This is a genomic window from Puniceicoccus vermicola, from assembly GCF_014230055.1.
In the GTDB taxonomy this organism is placed as follows: Bacteria; Verrucomicrobiota; Verrucomicrobiia; order Opitutales; family Puniceicoccaceae; genus Puniceicoccus; species Puniceicoccus vermicola.
This window is the reverse complement of record NZ_JACHVA010000126.1, coordinates 20739-38157: the sequence shown is the minus strand read 5'-3', so window position 1 is coordinate 38157 and position 17419 is coordinate 20739. Positions and strand designations below refer to the sequence as shown.

Annotated in this window: 15 protein-coding genes; 5 read left to right on the top strand and 10 right to left on the bottom strand. The window is 53.3% G+C overall.

Going from position 1 to position 17419, the window contains the following annotated elements:
* Positions 1-17: 17 nt before the first annotated feature.
* Both H5P30_RS16120 and H5P30_RS16115 read left to right on the top strand, forming a co-directional pair.
* Complete coding sequence (locus H5P30_RS16120) at positions 18-1298, top strand: glycosyltransferase (RefSeq protein WP_185693941.1); 1281 nt, start codon at positions 18-20, stop codon at positions 1296-1298.
* Positions 1295-2305, top strand: a complete 1011-nt coding sequence (locus H5P30_RS16115) for a glycosyltransferase family 9 protein (RefSeq protein WP_185693940.1) — start codon at positions 1295-1297, stop codon at positions 2303-2305. Before H5P30_RS16120 ends, H5P30_RS16115 begins: the two co-directional genes overlap by 4 nt.
* A gap of 287 nt (positions 2306-2592) precedes the next feature.
* Here the strand turns inward: H5P30_RS16115 and H5P30_RS16110 are convergent, their stop codons facing one another.
* The 3 genes from H5P30_RS16110 to H5P30_RS16100 are packed head-to-tail and all read right to left on the bottom strand — an operon-like array spanning position 2593 to position 7208.
* Positions 2593-3393, bottom strand: a complete 801-nt coding sequence (locus tag H5P30_RS16110) for a hypothetical protein (RefSeq protein ID WP_185693939.1) — start codon at positions 3391-3393, stop codon at positions 2593-2595.
* 22 nt (positions 3394-3415) lie between these two features.
* Positions 3416-6355, bottom strand: coding sequence for a thrombospondin type 3 repeat-containing protein (locus H5P30_RS16105; protein WP_185693938.1), 2940 nt, complete (start codon positions 6353-6355; stop codon positions 3416-3418).
* A gap of 13 nt (positions 6356-6368) precedes the next feature.
* Entirely contained in the window at positions 6369-7208 is an 840-nt protein-coding gene (locus H5P30_RS16100) for a hypothetical protein (RefSeq protein WP_185693937.1), read from the bottom strand.
* 189 nt (positions 7209-7397) lie between these two features.
* Here H5P30_RS16100 and H5P30_RS22755 point away from each other — a divergent pair, with 189 nt between their 5' ends.
* A complete protein-coding gene (locus H5P30_RS22755; RefSeq protein ID WP_185693936.1) occupies positions 7398-7688 on the top strand; it encodes a helix-turn-helix domain-containing protein in 291 nt (96 codons plus the stop codon).
* A gap of 366 nt (positions 7689-8054) precedes the next feature.
* On the opposite strand, the gene guaA is transcribed toward H5P30_RS22755, so the two are convergent.
* The 7 genes from guaA to rpsM all read right to left on the bottom strand — a co-directional run bounded on the left by guaA (position 8055) and on the right by rpsM (position 13613).
* The gene (guaA, locus tag H5P30_RS16090) at positions 8055-9596 is read right to left on the bottom strand and encodes a glutamine-hydrolyzing GMP synthase (RefSeq protein WP_185693935.1); all 1542 of its coding nucleotides are present in this window, start codon (positions 9594-9596) and stop codon (positions 8055-8057) included.
* A gap of 539 nt (positions 9597-10135) precedes the next feature.
* The gene (locus H5P30_RS16085; RefSeq protein ID WP_185693934.1) at positions 10136-10366 is read right to left on the bottom strand and encodes a hydrogenase nickel incorporation protein HypA; all 231 of its coding nucleotides are present in this window, start codon (positions 10364-10366) and stop codon (positions 10136-10138) included.
* Between the two features lie 44 nt (positions 10367-10410).
* Positions 10411-10986, bottom strand: a complete 576-nt coding sequence (gene rplQ / locus H5P30_RS16080; RefSeq protein WP_185693933.1) for a 50S ribosomal protein L17 — start codon at positions 10984-10986, stop codon at positions 10411-10413.
* A gap of 34 nt (positions 10987-11020) precedes the next feature.
* Positions 11021-12019 carry a DNA-directed RNA polymerase subunit alpha gene (locus tag H5P30_RS16075; protein WP_185693932.1) on the bottom strand — a complete coding sequence of 333 codons (999 nt, stop codon included), beginning with the start codon at positions 12017-12019 and terminating at the stop codon, positions 11021-11023.
* 41 nt (positions 12020-12060) lie between these two features.
* Positions 12061-12669 carry a 30S ribosomal protein S4 gene (rpsD, locus tag H5P30_RS16070; protein ID WP_185693931.1) on the bottom strand — a complete coding sequence of 203 codons (609 nt, stop codon included), beginning with the start codon at positions 12667-12669 and terminating at the stop codon, positions 12061-12063.
* Positions 12670-12704: 35 nt separating this feature from the next.
* On the bottom strand, positions 12705-13217 hold the full coding sequence (rpsK, locus tag H5P30_RS16065) for a 30S ribosomal protein S11 (protein WP_185693930.1): 513 nt from the start codon (positions 13215-13217) through the stop codon (positions 12705-12707).
* Positions 13218-13238: 21 nt separating this feature from the next.
* Positions 13239-13613, bottom strand: a complete 375-nt coding sequence (rpsM, locus tag H5P30_RS16060) for a 30S ribosomal protein S13 (RefSeq protein ID WP_185693929.1) — start codon at positions 13611-13613, stop codon at positions 13239-13241.
* A 1094-nt stretch (positions 13614-14707) separates the two neighbouring features.
* Between rpsM and H5P30_RS16055 the strand changes: the two genes are divergently transcribed.
* Entirely contained in the window at positions 14708-16411 is a 1704-nt protein-coding gene (locus H5P30_RS16055) for a sulfatase-like hydrolase/transferase (protein WP_185693928.1), read from the top strand.
* A 124-nt stretch (positions 16412-16535) separates the two neighbouring features.
* Entirely contained in the window at positions 16536-17330 is a 795-nt protein-coding gene (locus H5P30_RS16050) for a hypothetical protein (RefSeq protein WP_185693927.1), read from the top strand.
* Positions 17331-17419: the final 89 nt, after the last annotated feature.

Genomic DNA, 17419 nt, shown 5'->3' with positions numbered 1-17419 from the left:
GCGGTTCCACACGAGCGTTGGGCTCCTCTCCCCAGCCAACCGAGGGATTGGGCCTCCGATCGGAGGCGCACACAAAAGGGCAAGCACCGGAGGTTCTCTACCTCTGCACGACGTTTCCGCGTCTATCGGAAACTTTTGTCGAGCGGGAAGTGAGGCACCTTCACAAAACCCTTCCCCTCCGGATTGTCTCCATCTGGAAAGGCGGTGAGGCACCGGACCTCCCCGTGCAGAAGATCCCCCTTCTGGCGTTGCTCACCTTATTCGGGCGCATCCCGTTCTGGCTGCTTCGCAAGCCTTCCGGACTTCTCTCGCTCCTGCAATTGTTCTTTCACCGGTTTCCCCGTTCCTTCCTGAATCTGGAGGAGACCCTCTTGGGAATGGGAATGGGGATGATCCTCGCCGATCAAGTTCGGAAAAATCGCCCCGCCTGGATTCACGCGATCTGGGCCACCGCACCCACCACCGCCGCCTTGACCCTGCACAAACTGACCGGAGTTTCTTTTTCGTTTGGCGCCCATGCCTACGACCTCTTTCAGGATGGGGGCGACTGCCTTCTCCGCGAAAAGATTCGAGCCGCCTCTTGGATTCGCACTTCCACCCTAGCCTCGAAGCAGGAACTCATCGCCCGGGGAGCGACACCCGACAAGATTGTCCTGATTCGGAGAGGATTACAGGAATTGCCCGACCGGCAAACTCCCCGTCCGGCGACCGGAAAAGTAAGGCTACTCTCCATCGGGCGACTCGTCGCGAAAAAAGGCTATTCGGAGTTTATCGAACTCTGCGACGAGTTGCGGAAACGAGGAGTCCCCTTCAACGCCATCATCATCGGAGACGGTCCTCTCCGCGAAGAACTACAGCGCAAGATCGTCGAGCGACAACTCGGCTCCTTCATTCAGCTCACCGGAGCCCTTCCCCGCCCTGAGGTCGAACCCTATTTCCAAAACTCTGATCTCTTTGTCTTCACCGGCGTCGTTTCCAAGGACGGAGACCGGGATGGACTGCCCAACGTCGTTCCCGAGGCGCTCGCTCACGGTCTGCCCGTGATGGTGAGACCGGCACTAGGCGTTCTGGAGGCGATCACGCACGAAGAAACCGGAGTGGTATTCGAGGAAGAAACCCCGTCGGATTGGGCCGACCAACTTCTCGAAGTCTGGGAAGATCACCCCAAACGAGTGAAGCTTTCGGAGACCGGTCGTCGATGGGTCGAAGAAAACTTCCTCTCGCAAAACAACACGAGCCTGCTCGCGGAAAAGATTCTCTCCTCACAAAGCCCTCCTCCGAAAGGCCCTCAGCGATGAAGCGGATCATCATTTCCCGTACCGATCGTATCGGCGACGTCATCCTCACCTCGGCGGCTTTTGGGCCGTTGAGAAAAACGTTTCCCGACGCCTCGATCCGGATTCTCGTGCGACCCGAGCTCGTTCCGCTCTTCGCAAATACCCCCGAGATCGAAGCCGTCCCCTGCCCTCCCGGAGCCGGAGCCAAAGGCTTTCATCGCCATCGCTTCCGAGAGTGGCGGGACTACTTTCGGAACAACCCCGCCGACTGCATCGTTTTTCTACATCCCGACAACGACCTTCAGTTTGCCGCCGCCGCCGCAAAAATTCCTCGCCGACTCGGATACGGCAAGCAACTCGGACGATTCGCACTCAACGAGAGCATTCCCTACACCCGCCACTTGGGCCAAAAGCACGAAGCCGTTTGCAATTTCGATCTCCTCCAAAAAATTGGCTGCGCGCTTCCCGACCCGATTCAGCCTTTCCTTCACGTTGAAGATTTTCAAAAGGATGCGGGAGAGATCACTCGGAAGCCATACGCCTTATTCCACCCCGCTGCCTTCGGAAACAAGCCGCGATGGTCGGCTCAAAAGTACGCGGAGCTTGCCGAAAAGCTGATCCAAGAATTCGACTGGAATCTCATATTGATCGGCTCGGAGCCTTCCCCAGCCACCGCAGAAGCCTTTCTTGCCCACGGCATCCCCGACTCCAAATGGGAAGACCGCGGCGGAAAAGATTCTCTCCTCGAGACCGCCTCGCTCCTCAAAGGAGCCGCCATGGTCGTATCCCGCGACAGCGGACCCGCCCACTTGGCGGCAGCCGTCGGAGCCCCTTTGGTGTGCCTCATGGGCCAATGCGACCCCATCCATTCCCCTACCCGCTGGGCCCCGATCGGTCCTCGCGCGCGGACGATCATTTCCGACCTACCGCCGCAAAAAGGAGAATCCCGCCAAGATCGATGGGCGCGATGCTTTGACGCGATTTCCGCCGAGCAAGTTCTCTCAGCAATCCGCGAGTTGACTCGATAAATTCCTACTCCGACTCGACTAATCCTGCGGACGCGGAGAGGAGGGAATATTGCGGCGACGCAAAGAAGTTGCCGAATCGAAAACAGCAGAGCCCGCACGAGCGAGCTTCCCCCAGCCCCATCAAGCTCTCCCCACTTCCAGTGACTGGCAAGAAGAATACAGGCGGAATTGGAAATAAAGTCTTTGGCCAAACGCGAAGGCCACCCAAGGATCAAAAAGGGGTGCACGGGCGGGGGGCGGTCGGGACGGACCTCGAGTTGCGGATTCGGGCCAGGATCGGAGGCGAGTCAGGGGGAGGATTTCTTGCGGAAAAGAACGAGTCCGAGAGCGGTTAAGAGGATCAGGGCTCCGACGATCCATGGCCAGGCGGGGGAGGATTCTTCAACGACTTCAACCGCTTCGTGCTGAGATTCTTCTGGGTCAACTATTGCCACGGATTCTTCGATGACCGGCTCGGGTGAAGCACCCTCTTCGATGTCTTTAACGCCTTCTATCGATTCGGAGGAAGTGACCGGAATCTCGACAACACGACCCACATCGGCATCGAGGTTCTGAATCGCAAGCTCTCCATTCGTTTCCATTTCACGAACTTGTCTCAGCGTGATTTCCGACGCTCTTCGTATATCTGGATCGACAGTCTCATCCGCCAAAAAAGATTCAAGAAGAGAGCTAGTTTCATCGCGTACGATTAGATTGCCGCTCAAGACTTCACTGCGAACTCGCCAAATAATTTTCGTTTTTATCGTGTCATTGCTACTATCTCGAAGGAGCGTTTCAAACATCGGCATTGTTCGAGAGTCGATTCTAAGGCTCTGGATAGGGTATAACTGATCAATGGGATCTGAGTCAGGAGACATAAGTTCGGTGACCAATGTTAACTCATTGGTTCGCCCCGAGTTGTAGGCAAGGACTTCATTTATAAGTGCTTTTTTTTCCTCTGGAACCGTCTTCCAGTGATCAACTAAGCGACGCTCAATTGCCTCTTTCCGACCTTCAAATGCTTCTCGCTTTTCTTGGTCCGTAAGCTCAGGTTCAGAGGCTACCAGCAACACTGGAAGAAAAACAGCAAGATATATTCCTCGAATCATGATTAGTGCCGAAATATGGTATTTATGGGTTCATTGCGTGATAGATACTGCTGAACTCATCCAGTTGATCTTGAACTGTGCTACGATCAAAAGCATTTAAACACGTTTCATCGTAATTGTCTTGTTCGGTAAAGTAAGCTTCGCTTTCACCCACGATCCATTCAGTGATCGAATCTTTGTCTGCTTGTGGGATTGTCGATAAATTACTCCCATCCGCAACATGCTGTTCGTAAAGTGTCCTACCTGCCGCGATCTTCCTTATGATATCCCTACCTTGGTTTAAATGAACGTTCTCGTGTATCCATGTAGATGCCAAGCGGTTTTCATTTTCATATGCAGACGGACCTAATTCGATAAATAGCACCACAGGTATCGGAAGAAACGGATGAGTCCCTACAAAACCATCATCGGACAGGCTCTCATTATATCGAGGCAGATTGTCTGGCATGTCATACTTAGCACGAACTAAGGCAATTGGCCGGTCATAGCGCTGATTCTCAGGCTCGCTGTAATTTACAATGTATTCGAACCGCGAGTTTACCCATATCTTGTCGCTCGTTGCCAACTCGATGCCGTTGTATTTCGCGACGATTTCAAAGAAACGGCGAGGGCTTAATATTTCTAAATCTTCACAGTGATCTTCGGGCTCTTCGTCCGGAGTAAGGTAGAGAACGGGATCAGCCCCGTTGGATGCCATAAAGTCGGTTGTATCAATCGCTCCTTTGTCGGCTGCGTCATCGCCATCGCTGTTTTCAGCAACTCGAACCTCGAAGCTCAATCCACTCAATAGTGACTGCTTCACCGCACTATCCATTACTAGATCGAGGGTCACTGAATTCTCTTTGTCCGGTGGCTGCTGGAACAATCCTTGGAAGTCGTTTCCAACAAAGACCCTGTCTGAATTCTCAAAGAATGGTTGAGGTTCCACGAACTCTAGTTCCACCTTGAAGATCGGCCCGATTTTCACGGTTTCTGACCCGCCCACGGCGTATTCCCCGTCATCTTCTGCCGCACGAAATTCGACCGTCTCGGAATCGGAGGGCTCCATGCCCTCGACGAAGAAATCCAGTCCGGATTCACTCTTCAACTGGCTGGCAACGTAGTTGCCGTCGATCAAGGTGGAAACGTAAGAACCGTCGTCCAATGGCATGAGCACGGGATTTCCGGCATTGTCCCGGTAATAGAGTCGGATCTTATCCGAAGACGGGGTGATCTCGAAATGATCCCACTCCGTCAAACCGCGAAGATTGAGTTTCACATTGATCGTGAGAATATCGTCGTCCTCCTCTCCGAGGACAGTGTCGTTGAAGTCAGGCACCGAAAGTTCGTCATCGAAATCGTCATTAACCCGAAGAGGTAAATTTCCCTCGTCTTGATTTTGCAGAAAATGCCGACGTGCTCCCGGAGAAGAATAGGTTCCTTGACGAAATGGTGTGGCGATGATTCTGGGACCGTCTGGGACTCTCCATATTCCGACTCCCGCTCGAATCGACCCTGGTCGTGCCGGTTCATAGACAAAGACAAGCGTTCTCTCACCGAGAAATCGATCCCTCTCTTTTGCGTATGAAATGTGTTCGCTCCCGGATATCTCGATCATAATCTCCATATCCTCTTTCCAAGACTCGTCGTTTTGGGGATACGGGCGTAGGGGTTCGACAATTCGATATTCTCCGTTGGGTATGGCAAACTCAACTTCATCGTCATCGTATGAGATTGTCCCGTAAATATCTCGACCGAAATGATTCCAAATCATTGTCGAATGAAGGGGAAATCCAGAGAGTGAGTTCTGCAAGATCAATGAATTCTCCTCAACGTCGTCGAAAATAATCAGGACATCCTCATCGTAATTCTGGAGTGGAACCGAAGCCATTTCGGATCCATCACGGCTTTTCAATTTTAAAATTCCATCCCCCCTGTAATATTGCTGATTGTAAACGTCAGTCTCTTCTCCGTTCAAGCGTCGAGCAAAGTACCAAGAAATTGATCGAGATCGGACAACCGATAGCCAACGCTCAACTTCTGCCACATCGACGGAAACGTCATTACTCTCTCCACGCGAACCGTCCTCTCCATATGCCCTCGCAGTCAGAACCTGCGTTTCTTCACTAGAATCAATTTCCGAAAGAAGCGCCGAGAACTGATTATCGACAGAAATGGAAGCCGCTGGGGAATGCTTCGACCCCATCCGAACCTCTACCGTCTCGATGCCCCCGAGATCCGATTCACTGGCCTCAACCCTGAATTCGTAACTCTCTCCTTCCAAAAAATTCATAGATTGCGAGGCGTTCAGGAAACGAACCGTTGGGGCCGTTCCATCCGGCGAATCCTTATCCATGTTATTGGCGATTTCAAAATCATCCGAGAATCCGTCCAAATCGCTGTCGACAAATCCTCCCAGAGGATCAAGAGCTGCCAAAAACTCGTCGAGATCGCTCAATTCGTCGTCGTCGCTGTCCTCCAGTTCGTCCGAGGTCCCCATCAAACTTTCCTCATAGCCTCCGAGCCCATCCAGATCGTTATCAACCTCTCCCAGCGATACGCCCCGCCAAAACAGCCGGTTCGTTCCGGCTACCGGAAAATCGATCAACAAATGCTCCAATCCGCCGGAACCAACAAACTCTTCACCGATGGGCTCCCATTCCTCCAGATCCAGAGAAATCGAGAACCGGTATCTCTTTCCGATGACCGTCGGAATCGTTACCCGCACCGTTTCCTCATCCATCCTCTCGACTTTGGAAATTCCATATTCAAATGGATCATGCGGATCGGTTCCCCATTCGGACTCAACCGCATTCGTTTGTCCGTCGCCATCGGAGTCATCGCCAGCCGATCCCGTTTCCAGTTCGTAGTAATCCGAAAATACGTCCGACATGCCATCATTGTCTTCATCCAAACCACTCGCAGCTTGAAAGAACACGAGACTTCCGATCCCCGCCACGCTCCAGGCTAGCCACGCCCTCATTGAAATGGAATGCCTATTCTTCACTTTCCCGCCAAAAGTTAATGATAACGTCCTGAGCGACGGGCGGATGTTCCTCCCGGTAACGACGGCGAGCCTCCGCCAATGCCTCTCGATGTTGATGCTCTACCGCCAACTCCTTTTCGTTTACCAAGTAATAGGTGTGTAACGCATCGAGCTTCGCGAACACTGGCTCAGGAACCGTTTGTTCTTCAACAGGGAGGACGATATATTCGGGTTCGTCCGACGAAGTAAAAACATCGGTATCGGGACGTTCTCGCGGGTGGAATTCCGCAACGAAAAGCCGAGCCTGTACGCTCTTTTGTTGCTCCTCCTCTTCGTTCACCTCCTCCACTATCGCAAAAAGATTCCATCGGGCTTGGTCGTCTTCGAACCAAGCCAATGCCTGCAGATGGGAAAAGGGGACATTGCTCAGAACCATGTAGACTTCTCCTTCATGCCAGAGACGTATCTCTGAAACTTCGCCGTCATACACCGTCACCGAAAGGGAAATGTTTTGCGGGGCTTTTCGCCCGGCTTCCCAAAAGAGAAATTCGCCGATCTCGCCTCCTGTCCAATCGAGCTGCCGGGAGGCAACCTCTTGACGAACCAGTGAGGGTGACGGTGGAGATACCCTGCGGAGTCGAAGTATTCCGCCATCCTCCAAACTCTTTTTCCTTTCCGATTCGGCGGGGACCAAAAGTAACTCCGAACGTTTTTCTTCATCTCTCACCTTCTTGAAAGCCATTTCCGACTCCACCTGAAGGATAGCCTCGCTGGGCGTTAAACTCTCTACGCTTCCAAATGCCGAGGAAACCAACAGAAACAGAGTCGAAGATAGCAGAAAAGCCTTCATTGGAGCATTTGTTCTGGTTTTGGAATCATCGGGATGAGGTGTCAAGAGTATGCCGAGAAACCTATGATTAATGAGAGGTAATTGCAGAGGACATTAATTTCGAATGAAATTGCGGTAGGATACGGCAAGCAACTAAACACCTTCTTTAGGCGGTGTCCATAGAAAAGAATCACGACTATTCTTGTTCGCTTGGAAGACTGCCACAAAGAACTACAGAATCGCTTGCGGGAATTGCGCCATGACGCCAATTTGACGCAAGAAGCGGTTTCCGAATTGTCCGGACTTAGCTACAAGCACTATCAAGCTTTAGAAGCGGGTCGAAAATCTGACGTACGACTTTCGTCGCTGTGCATGATAGCCAAGGCCTATCAGGTTGAACCATGGGAACTGCTCTATTCCCAGAAACCAGTCCTCTCTCCCGCGTTTCATCGGAGCATTCGAAATCTGAAAAACAATCGATCTCGTCAAAAAAGAGATTGAGAAAATCCATTAATTTTCGGTCTGAATACGACGCAGTTCCGATAAAAACGCACCTTCCGTTTCTTGCCCTTGTATCAAGAAAGGCCCGCGAACCTATTCATACTACGCAACCAAGCCTGTTAAAATTTCGACCGCTTCCCGAACGACCTTCTCGGTCCTTCCGAAAAGATCTTTCTTCTCCCCCGTAAGCCACCAGCTCTCACGAGGTGGGCGCTCAAGCACCCCACCCACTGTGGAGAATGGCCTTTAGCCCTGCCCTGTAAATTGAGAAAAGCTTCTCACTAAAGCCCAAAAATCCCTACAGCCAAATTCGCCGGAAAACCGGAAGCACGCAGCTGAAGCTACGCGACTACCCCCCAAACAGCCTTACTCCCACTCGATCGTGCTCGGTGGCTTGGAGCTCACATCGAGAACGACTCGGTTCACGCCATCGACCTCATTGATGATACGATTGGAAATCTTCCGGATCAAATCGTGAGGCATACGCGCCCAATCTGCAGTCATGGCATCGGCACTTTCGACAATACGAAGGGCGACGACGTAATCATACGTGCGTTCGTCTCCCATAACCCCGACGGTCCGGACGGGCAGGAATACGCAGAAGCTCTGCCATACCTTGTAGTAGAAATCAGCAGTAACCATCTCTTCCTGAAGAATCGCATCCGCGCGACGGAGGATCTCCAGATACTCTTCCTTCACCTCACCGAGCACCCGCACCCCGAGTCCAGGACCAGGGAATGGCTGGCGCCAAAGAACATCTTTCGGCAGGCCCAATTCGCGGCCGAGGAGGCGGACTTCGTCTTTGAAAAGGTTCCGGAGAGGTTCCAAAAGCTTCAGACGCATCTTTTCCGGCAAGCCTCCCACATTGTGGTGGCTCTTGATCAAGGCAGCTGGATTCCCATCGATCGAAACGCTCTCAATCACATCCGGATAAAGCGTTCCTTGGGCCAGGAAAGTCACATCGCCGATCTTCTTGATCGCCATCTCGAAGACCTCGACAAAAGCATTCCCGATCTTCTTCCGCTTTTCTTCCGGATCCTCAATTCCCTTCAGACGATCAAGGAAAAGGTCCGCCTGGGACTCTACGCGAAGGTCCATGGAGAAATTCTCACGGAAGAGCAATTCGACCTGTTCACGCTCATGAAGGCGCAGGAGGCCATTGTCGACAAAGACACAGGTCAGCTGGTCGCCGATCGCCTTGTGGATCAGAGCGGCAGCGACCGAGGAATCCACCCCACCACTGAGGCCGAGAACCACGTGTTCCTTGCCAACAAATTTACGGATATCTTCGACCGAGCGTTCGATAAAGTTGGCCATCGACCAATCTCCGGTGCACCCGCAGACCTTGAATAGGAAATTGCGAAGGATCTCGGATCCGCATTCGGTGTGCGATACTTCCGGGTGGAACTGAAGTCCGAAAATTTCCTTCTCTGGATGCTCGATGCCAGCGAACTCGGAGTTCTCTGTCTCCGCGACCGTCTCGAATCCCTCCGGAAGACGGATAATCCGGTCTCCGTGAGAATTCCAGACTCGGATTTCCCCCGGCAAGGAAGCCAGCAAGCGGCTCTCGCGAACGGTGCGAAGGGTGCCATGACCATACTCACGCCGATCACTCCGCTTGACCTCACCCCCCATCATGAAGGCAATCAACTGGACCCCGTAGCAAATGCCGAGGATCGGCACCCCGAGCTCAAAGATTGCTGGATCGGGACGGGGAGAATCTTCACGCAAGACACTCGCAGGCCCTCCTGACAAAATCAGCCCTTGGATCCCCTCCTCGCGAAGAGTTTCCGCCGAAACGTTGTACGGAAAAATCTTCGAATAAACATTACATTCCCGAATGCGGCGGGCAATGACCTGGGTGTACTGTGACCCAAAATCCAGGACGGCGATCTTCTGCGACTTCATCATAAGATTTGAACCCCTCAAAAAGCGTCAGGCAAGCGGAAGTTCTTCGCATTTGCCGAAAAACCGAGGAATCCGCCTCCTCAGCTAGCGAAACTCTTCCCAGAACCCTATCGCTTCTCCGGATCACCCAGCTATCGAGTCTATTCTGAGGGCAAAATCAGCGCCAGAGGATTTCGACTTTCGCACCCGGCCCCTCCTCGACTCCCCTGTCAGACCTTTCATGGCGCGAAGCTCTCCCTATTCCCGTTTCTCCGTGATCCACACACCCGATCCACCAATTCCCGGGAGCAAAGAAATCAAATCGTCGGACTACGGTCCTCGTTTCCCGCGGGCCTACGGGGCTCTCTCGGCATGAAACACCGAGGAACCCGATCTAGCTGATTCCGGTAGCAGTGGATTCTTCGAAGCATTGATGAACCGGCGACAGACTCGAATGGCCCTAGTTGAAACCACGTTACGATCCCTGATTGCAGAGAATCAGACTGGGCCGCGGCCTCTCGAACCGCCCCATTTAACCAAAAAAAAATTCCACGCGGTTCTTAAAACCGCAGTGGAATATTTTTTAAATTACAATCCGGGCACTCGGCCTGTTTTACCTCGCCGTGAACCCCGTAGAGCTTCCCACAACGAACGCAGTGGAAGACGGTTTGGTTCAGCCGATCGTGTCGTCTGACCCCCATCCGATCATAATAGATCCAAAGGGCAAAGATCAAGACGACGCCAGTCGTGACGAAAACGGTGAAAAAGATCGGAAGCGGAACGTCGAACATTGCCGTATCGTTCCACTACCCCCGAAAGGCGCGACGGCCCCGGGCTATTTCTTTTCCGAACCGGACTCTTCAGAAGTCGCTTCCGCAGATTCTTCAGCAGTTGCTTCCGTTGCGGGAGCTTCAGCCGATTCTGCTGCGGGTGCTTCTTCTTTCGTCGATTCTTCAGCGGAGGCTTCTGCCTTCTTGGAAGAGCGACGTGAGCGCTTGCGGGTCTTCTTGGGCTTGGTGTAGCCTTCGTCGTCGGCGTCGATCAATTCGATGATCGCAACGTTTGCCGCGTCACCCTGACGGGGAACGAGCTTGTAGATACGAGTGTATCCACCGGGACGATTCAAAAACTCTTCAACGCGTTCCGAGAAAAGAAGCGCAACGGCTTCCTGATCCCGAACCTTCGAGACGGCCAAGCGACGATAGTGCAGCTTGCGAGCCGGATCTTCGGCGGCGTGAGCCTTCTTCGCGAGGGTGATCACCTGTTCCGCGAACGGACGGAGAGCCTTAGCCTTCGCAAGGGTCGTTTGGATCCGTTTGTGCAGGATCAAACTGGCAGTGAGGTTTGCGAGGAGAGCGCCGCGGTGGGCGGTCTTAACTCCAAGCTTGTGACGGTGCTTTAAATGACGCATGGGAGATTCTCCTTATCCGGCGTGTTCCGGCTAATCAGTCCTTTTTCTTATCAAGAAGACGCTCATCGATCTTCATTCCGAGGGAAAGACCGAGCTGCTCGAGCTTGGCTTTGATCTCGTTGAGCGACTTCTTACCAAAATTACGGTATTTGAGCATTTCTTGCTCATTCTTCATCGAAAGTTCACCAACAGTGGTGATATTCGCGTTGTTCAGGCAGTTAGCTGCCCGAACTGAAAGCTCGATCTCGTTAACGCTCATGTTGAGCAGCTTACGGAGACGGTTTTGCTCTTCGCTGACTTCGCTGGCTTCGTTCTCGAATTCGATTTCCTCCTCGGAAACTTCGTCGAAGACGTCGAGGTGGTGGCGGAGAATCGCAGCGGTCTGCTTGAGGGCGTCATCTGGAGTGACACGGCCATCGGTCGTGATCTCGAGGATGAGCTTGTCGTAATCGGTCATTTGGCCGACGCGAGTATTCTCAACCGAATACTTCACCAGGCGAACTGGGCTGAAGAGGGAGTCGATCGGAATGACGCCAATCGGTTGGTCATCCTTCTTGTTCTCCTCACCGGTGCAGTAACCGCGACCGACTTTAACTTCGATCTCCGCACGGAAGGCCATCTTGTGGTCCAAGGTGCAAATCACCTGATCGGGATTCAAGATCTCGATGTTCGAGTCTTCTTGGATATCGGCAGCGGTGATTTGGCCTTCCTTGTCGGCGCTGATGATCAGGTTAACCGGCTCTTTCGAGTGGGACATGATCAGGATGCGCTTCAGGTTGAGGACGATGTCGGTAACGTCTTCGACCACGCCTTCGATCGTCTGGAATTCGTGTTGAACTCCGTCGATCTTCACGGACGAAATCGCAGCCCCTTCGATCGAGCTCAGGAGGACGCGCCGCAGAGAGTTTCCGATCGTGTGGCCGTAACCCGTTTCAAAAGGCTCGGCTACGAACATTGAGTAAGTCTCAGTCGCAGATTCCTCGACCTTGGTAAGGCGCTTAGGCAGCTCGAATTTGGCAAGTCTCTTGGGCATGATGGTAATAGTTTCCGTTTCTCGGGATGCGGCGGTTCGGCTTATCGGCTGTAAAACTCAACGATCAACTGTTCGTTGACGGAGTGATCCATCTCGTCACGAGTCGGGACGCGATTGGTGGTCGCTTCCAGCAAATCTGCGTTGACGGTGATCCACTGCGGAACGGCGCGGAACTGATTGTCGGCGAGGTTCTGAGTTGCCAGGGCGCGGGAGGAAGTAGCCTCACGCACAGAAATCTTGTCTCCCGGAGCAACTTGGTAGCTCGGGATGTCAACTTTGTGACCATTCACGAGGACGTGACCGTGGTTGACAAACTGGCGGGCGGCGCGACGAGTGCGAGCCATTCCCATGGTGTAAACCACGCTATCGAGACGAGTCTCGAGGAGTTGGAGGAAGATCTCACCGGTAACCCCACGACGGTTTTTCGCCTTTTCGAAGGTGATGCGGAATTGCTTCTCGGTAAGACCGAAGAGAAAGCGCAGCTTCTGCTTCTCGTCGAGACCGATGGCGTACTCACTCTTCTTGCGGCGGAGGCGAGGTCCATGCTGGCCGGGAGGGTAAGGCTTATTTTCGAACGCACGGTTCGAAGGGAAAAGAGCCATCCCAAAGCGACGGTTAATGCGGGTCGAGGGTCCTGTGTATCGAGCCATTGAAAAAAGTTCCTGTCTTTAGGATTGAGAGTGAATCAGACGCGGCGGCGCTTCGGTGCGCGGCAGCCGTTGTGGGGGACGGGAGTGACGTCGATGATTTCCGTCACGATGAGCCCGAGAGCTTGGAGGGCACGAACGGCAGAGTCACGACCCATGCCTGGTCCCTTAAGTTTTACCACGACTTCCTTGAGACCGTGCGACATTGCGACGCGGCCAGCGGTCTGAGTTACGACCTGAGAAGCATAGGCAGTCGACTTACGCGAACCGCGGAAGTTGCACTTACCGGCGCTGGACCAGGAAATCACGTTCCCCTTGGTGTCAGCGAAAGAGACCTTAGTGTTGTTAAAGGTGGCGAGAACGTTGCAAACGCCGACGGTGATGTTCTTGCTGCCCTTGGCCTTGCGGATTTTGAGATCACCGAGATCGCTCTTCAAGAGATCGGCGGCCGTCTCTTCCTGCTTAACGGGCTTTTCTTCCTGCGCTTCGTCAGTAGCTGCCGTAGCGGAAAGCTCTTCGGTGGATTCTTCTTTGACTTCCTCTTCGCTCATAGCGGAAAATTCCTAATATTATTACTTCTTGCGAACCACGCCGACGGTCTTCGGACCGCCCTTGCGGGTGCGTGCATTGGTGCTGGTGCGCTGACCACGAACGGGCAGCCCACGCTGGTGACGGATGCCCCGGTTTGACCGGATGGCCTGTAAACGCTTGATGTTTCCGGCTACTTCGCGACGAAGATCACCTTCCACAATGAACTGCTTGTCTGCAACGATTGAAGCCAAGCTGTTCAACTGTTCCTCGGAAAGCTCATGAGCTCGCATATCAGCGTCCAGCCCAGATTCGGCAACAACTTGATCGGCCCGGGTGGGTCCAATTCCGTAGATGTAGCGAAGGGCGAACGGAAGCTTCTTGTTCCCGGGAATATCTACTCCTAAAATTCGTGGCATGGTCAGACAGGTTTGCGTAAAGAAAAACGATGAGGTTGAAGATTTTTTCCGCGGTTGAACAGAAAAAAATACGAAAAAGTTAAGTTTTTTTCGGGGAGCTAGAACGATGCTTTTTTCCTTTCTCAGGGCAACTCCTTTTCTCACCGAATTCGCTCCAAATGCATCGGCCCCTCGAAGTTTAGCGACTCACCGCCTTTCAGCGACTCAACGGCTAATGCCTATGAGACAGAAGCTCGGTAATACTCCCAAATGGCACCAGTTTAAGGGTTTTAGCGAGGAAATTTTGATATTGGCGACTTCTGAAGAGGAACCCTCCATCCCGCGTCCCCGGGATCCCCCTCCCCTCTAGCATATCCTTACACACAAATTCCTAGACTAACGTTTTTCGGTAAAATCTTCGAGTTGTCCTTTAGGAGCATGCCTAAAATGGAGCGCGGAATTCATTCCGCCCCGTCAGATTGGCTGCGCATGAAAAGTTTCCCTCAGAATCTAAGGCGAAAGGCCTGAGAGGCATGCGGGGCGGAATGAATTCCGCGCTCCCATGTTCTTGCGTTTGCGAGACCGTCCAGAGCCATAGTCTTGTGTGCAATGGTATGCCCTGTAGCAGGGGAGGAGTCTTTCTGTAATTTTCTAACTCCCTCCTACGAGTAGGAGGGGGAGGGGTGGTTCCCGTTCCATACAGCGTCTTAAACTAGTGCAATTCCGGTAAAATTCCCGCCGACACTCCCCCACTTCGACATACGTACTAGGAGAGCACCGGAACCTCGAACACTGTTTGATAGAAAATACCTCAGACCGTTTCGGAACGAGCCTCAAGGACTCTAATCCAGTCCCCCTATTATAGACGCGCGACGACGCCACTTCGGCTGGCGAATCCGTCCCTACCCTTTTGAGCAAAGGTTGGTGCACGTAGGACCTATTGTAGATCCAGTTTCAGATCGATATACTCATCCCTTGCTCAAAACGCCATCAGCGTCCTCCACAATCTTTCGACCGATTCGAGTCGCGCCTTTGCTATCTTGGCAAGGGAGGCGGAATAGCTGGCAAAGATCATCCCCAAGAACAACACGACGGCATTCAGCCGAAAAGTCATTATGAAGCAAAAACCATTCATCCGGCGAACCCTACTCGCCGCAGCCCTGCTGATTACTCTCGGATTGCCTGCGGGCGCCCAGCAGACTGATTACCAGAACCAAGTCAAAAATCCGCGGGGAAGCACCACCGGTCCAACCGACGCACCCGGATACGATCATCCCAACCAATACCTCCATCTACAAGCGACGGAGATAGCCGACAATATGGAGCCTGTGATCGTTCACTCGAGCGAGGTCAAAAACGCGCAGGAGAAATTGGCTGCCATGGAGAAGAAAACGGGCAAGAAGCCAAACATTCTCATCTTCCTGACCGACGATGTCGGGTGGCTCGACTACGGATTTAACGGCGGTGGGGTCGCTGTCGGAAACCCGACACCGAACATCGATAAAATCGCCAACCAGGGCCTAATCCTCACTTCCGCCTACTCCACCCCCTCCTGCTCGCCGACACGCGTAACGATCATGACCGGACAAAACCCTCTCCACCACGGGGTTCTCCGGCCGCCCATGTACGGGGAACCTGGAGGACTCGACGGGAAAACCACCCTCGCCAATATTTTGAAGAAACTCGGCTACCGCACCCAAGGCGTTGGCAAATGGCATATGGGAGAAAACAAAGGGTCTCTTCCTCAAAATGTCGGTTTCGATGACTACTACGGCTTCCTGGGCGTCTCCGACATGTACACGGAATGGCGGGACGTTTACTTCAACCCGGAAGTCGCTCTGAGCCCCGAACGGTTCAAGATGATGGAAAAGCTCGGCTTCAATCACTACAACGTGCACTGCACTCCCGAAAAAGGGGCCGAGAACCTCTACGAGATCGATCTCGAATCGATTCAGAACCTCGATCAGGACTGGGCCGCCTACAGCGAGAACTTCCTCGACGAGATGAAGGGCAGCGATCAGCCGTTTTTCCTCTATCACGCCACCCGCGCCGCTCACTTCGACAACTATCCAAACCACGAGTTTGCTGGAAAGTCCCCGGCACGCACGGTGTTTTCGGACGGCATCGTTGAAATCGACGACATTTTCGGCCGCTTGGTCAAGAAGCTCGAAGAAAACGGACAGCTGGACAACACACTGATCATCTTTGGCTCGGACAACGGACCGGAGATGGAAGTTCCGCCACACGGTCGCTCCCCCTTCCGCGGAGGCAAAGGTTCCTCATGGGAAGGCGGCGTCCGGGTCCCCACCTTCGTTTACTGGAAGGACGTAATCGAACCTCGCAAGAGTGACGGCCTCTTTGACTATGCCGACATCTTCAACACCTGCATCTCCGTCGCCGGAAAACCCGGAGCCGAGGTCGCTTCCTTCCTGCCGGAAGATCGCTACACGGATGGAGTGGACCAAGTCCCCTTCATCTTTGCGGATGAAGGTCAATCGACTCGCAAGAGCCGGATCTATACGCTGAACGCCCACGTATCGGCCGTTCGAGTGGATGAGTTCAAGATGCACTTTGTCGTTGAGCTGCAGGATGCCATCTTCTCACGAGGATTCACCGGGGGCTTCAGCGGATCCGTAGTCACTGAGACTGGTGGAGCCACCGCGACCAACCTCTACACGAATCCCGGAGAGGACATTTCCGACGGCATCCGCCATCTCCCGATCACCATCCCGCTCGGAGATGAAGCGACCCGCTACAACAAGGTCCTCGCCAAGTATCCACCGAATATCCAGGTGGTTATGCCAGGACGGATCAAGTAACTTGCAGCGTCGATTCTGAAACGCGTGGGCCGCCATCAGTCAGGTGTCGGCCCACGACTTCAGCATCCATGCGATTAAAAGCGAAACCAGAACACCATACTTTTCAGAGTTTTTCCGACAAACCATGTACAATACCAAATCCATCTCATCCTGCCTTTCCCTCGTCGCCCTCTCACTCGGCATCGCGTCGGCGAATGCCGAAGCCGGTCAGCCCTCCGCCTCGGCCCAGGCCAACAACCCCCTCGCCAATACCACGGCCCTGAATTTTCAGAATTACTACATTGGTGAGTTTACCGGAGATAATGACGCTGACTACGGCAACCAAGTCGATATCCGCTATGCTCAGCCCTTCCATTTCAAAGGAGACTGGCTGGCTCGGGCTACCCTTCCGGTGAATACCTTCCCCGATAGCGGCGGCCACACAACCGGCCTCGGTGATTTTAATATCTTTGCCGCCTACCTTATCGATACCGGCGATCCCGCAATCAGCTTTGGAGCGGGTCCACAGCTCACCATGCCCACTGCCACTGATTCAGTTCTCGGATCCGAAAAATGGTCTGCAGGATTTGCCAACGTCCTTTTCGACGCCCGATCCAAACGGTTTCAATACGGCTACCTCCTGACCTGGCAGGCAAGTTTTGCTGGCCCCAGCGATGTGAAGGACGTCAACAGTGGGGCCTTTCAGCCATTCCTCTTTCTGCAAATGGGCGAGGGTTGGTATCTCCGCAGTGCCCCGATTATGGTCTACGATTTCGAGAGTGATGACTACACGATCCCTGTCGGACTCGGAGTGGGAAAAGTCATCCCGACTAAATCGATCGTCTACAACCTCTTTGTTGAGCCTCAATACTCGGTGGCCGATCGAGGATCCTCTTTCGCCCAATGGCAGCTTTTTGCCGGTCTGAATCTCCAATACTGATCAACCGGCCCACGATCGAGAGGGAGACTGACAAGGAAAGAGGGAGGCCTCAAGCAGGCCCCTTCCGACGCCCGCTAGTCTCGGGCAAA

Bases quoted from the DNA above. Each gene is read 5' to 3' on its own strand.
- rpsK (WP_185693930.1), bottom strand. From the start codon at position 13,217: ATGAGCGAAGAGGAAGTCAAAGAAGAATCCACCGAAGAGCTTTCCGCT.
- rpsD (WP_185693931.1), bottom strand. From the start codon at position 12,669: ATGGCTCGATACACAGGACCCTCGACCCGCATTAACCGTCGCTTTGGG.
- rpsM (WP_185693929.1), bottom strand. From the start codon at position 13,613: ATGCCACGAATTTTAGGAGTAGATATTCCCGGGAACAAGAAGCTTCCG.
- H5P30_RS16105 (WP_185693938.1), bottom strand. From the start codon at position 6,355: ATGAGGGCGTGGCTAGCCTGGAGCGTGGCGGGGATCGGAAGTCTCGTG.
- H5P30_RS16085 (WP_185693934.1), bottom strand. From the start codon at position 10,366: ATGTTCGACGTTCCGCTTCCGATCTTTTTCACCGTTTTCGTCACGACT.
- H5P30_RS16055 (WP_185693928.1), top strand. From the start codon at position 14,708: ATGAAGCAAAAACCATTCATCCGGCGAACCCTACTCGCCGCAGCCCTG.
- H5P30_RS16100 (WP_185693937.1), bottom strand. From the start codon at position 7,208: ATGAAGGCTTTTCTGCTATCTTCGACTCTGTTTCTGTTGGTTTCCTCG.
- H5P30_RS16115 (WP_185693940.1), top strand. From the start codon at position 1,295: ATGAAGCGGATCATCATTTCCCGTACCGATCGTATCGGCGACGTCATC.
- guaA (WP_185693935.1), bottom strand. From the start codon at position 9,596: ATGAAGTCGCAGAAGATCGCCGTCCTGGATTTTGGGTCACAGTACACC.
- rplQ (WP_185693933.1), bottom strand. From the start codon at position 10,986: ATGCGTCATTTAAAGCACCGTCACAAGCTTGGAGTTAAGACCGCCCAC.
- H5P30_RS16050 (WP_185693927.1), top strand. From the start codon at position 16,536: ATGTACAATACCAAATCCATCTCATCCTGCCTTTCCCTCGTCGCCCTC.
- H5P30_RS16110 (WP_185693939.1), bottom strand. From the start codon at position 3,393: ATGATTCGAGGAATATATCTTGCTGTTTTTCTTCCAGTGTTGCTGGTA.
- H5P30_RS16075 (WP_185693932.1), bottom strand. From the start codon at position 12,019: ATGCCCAAGAGACTTGCCAAATTCGAGCTGCCTAAGCGCCTTACCAAG.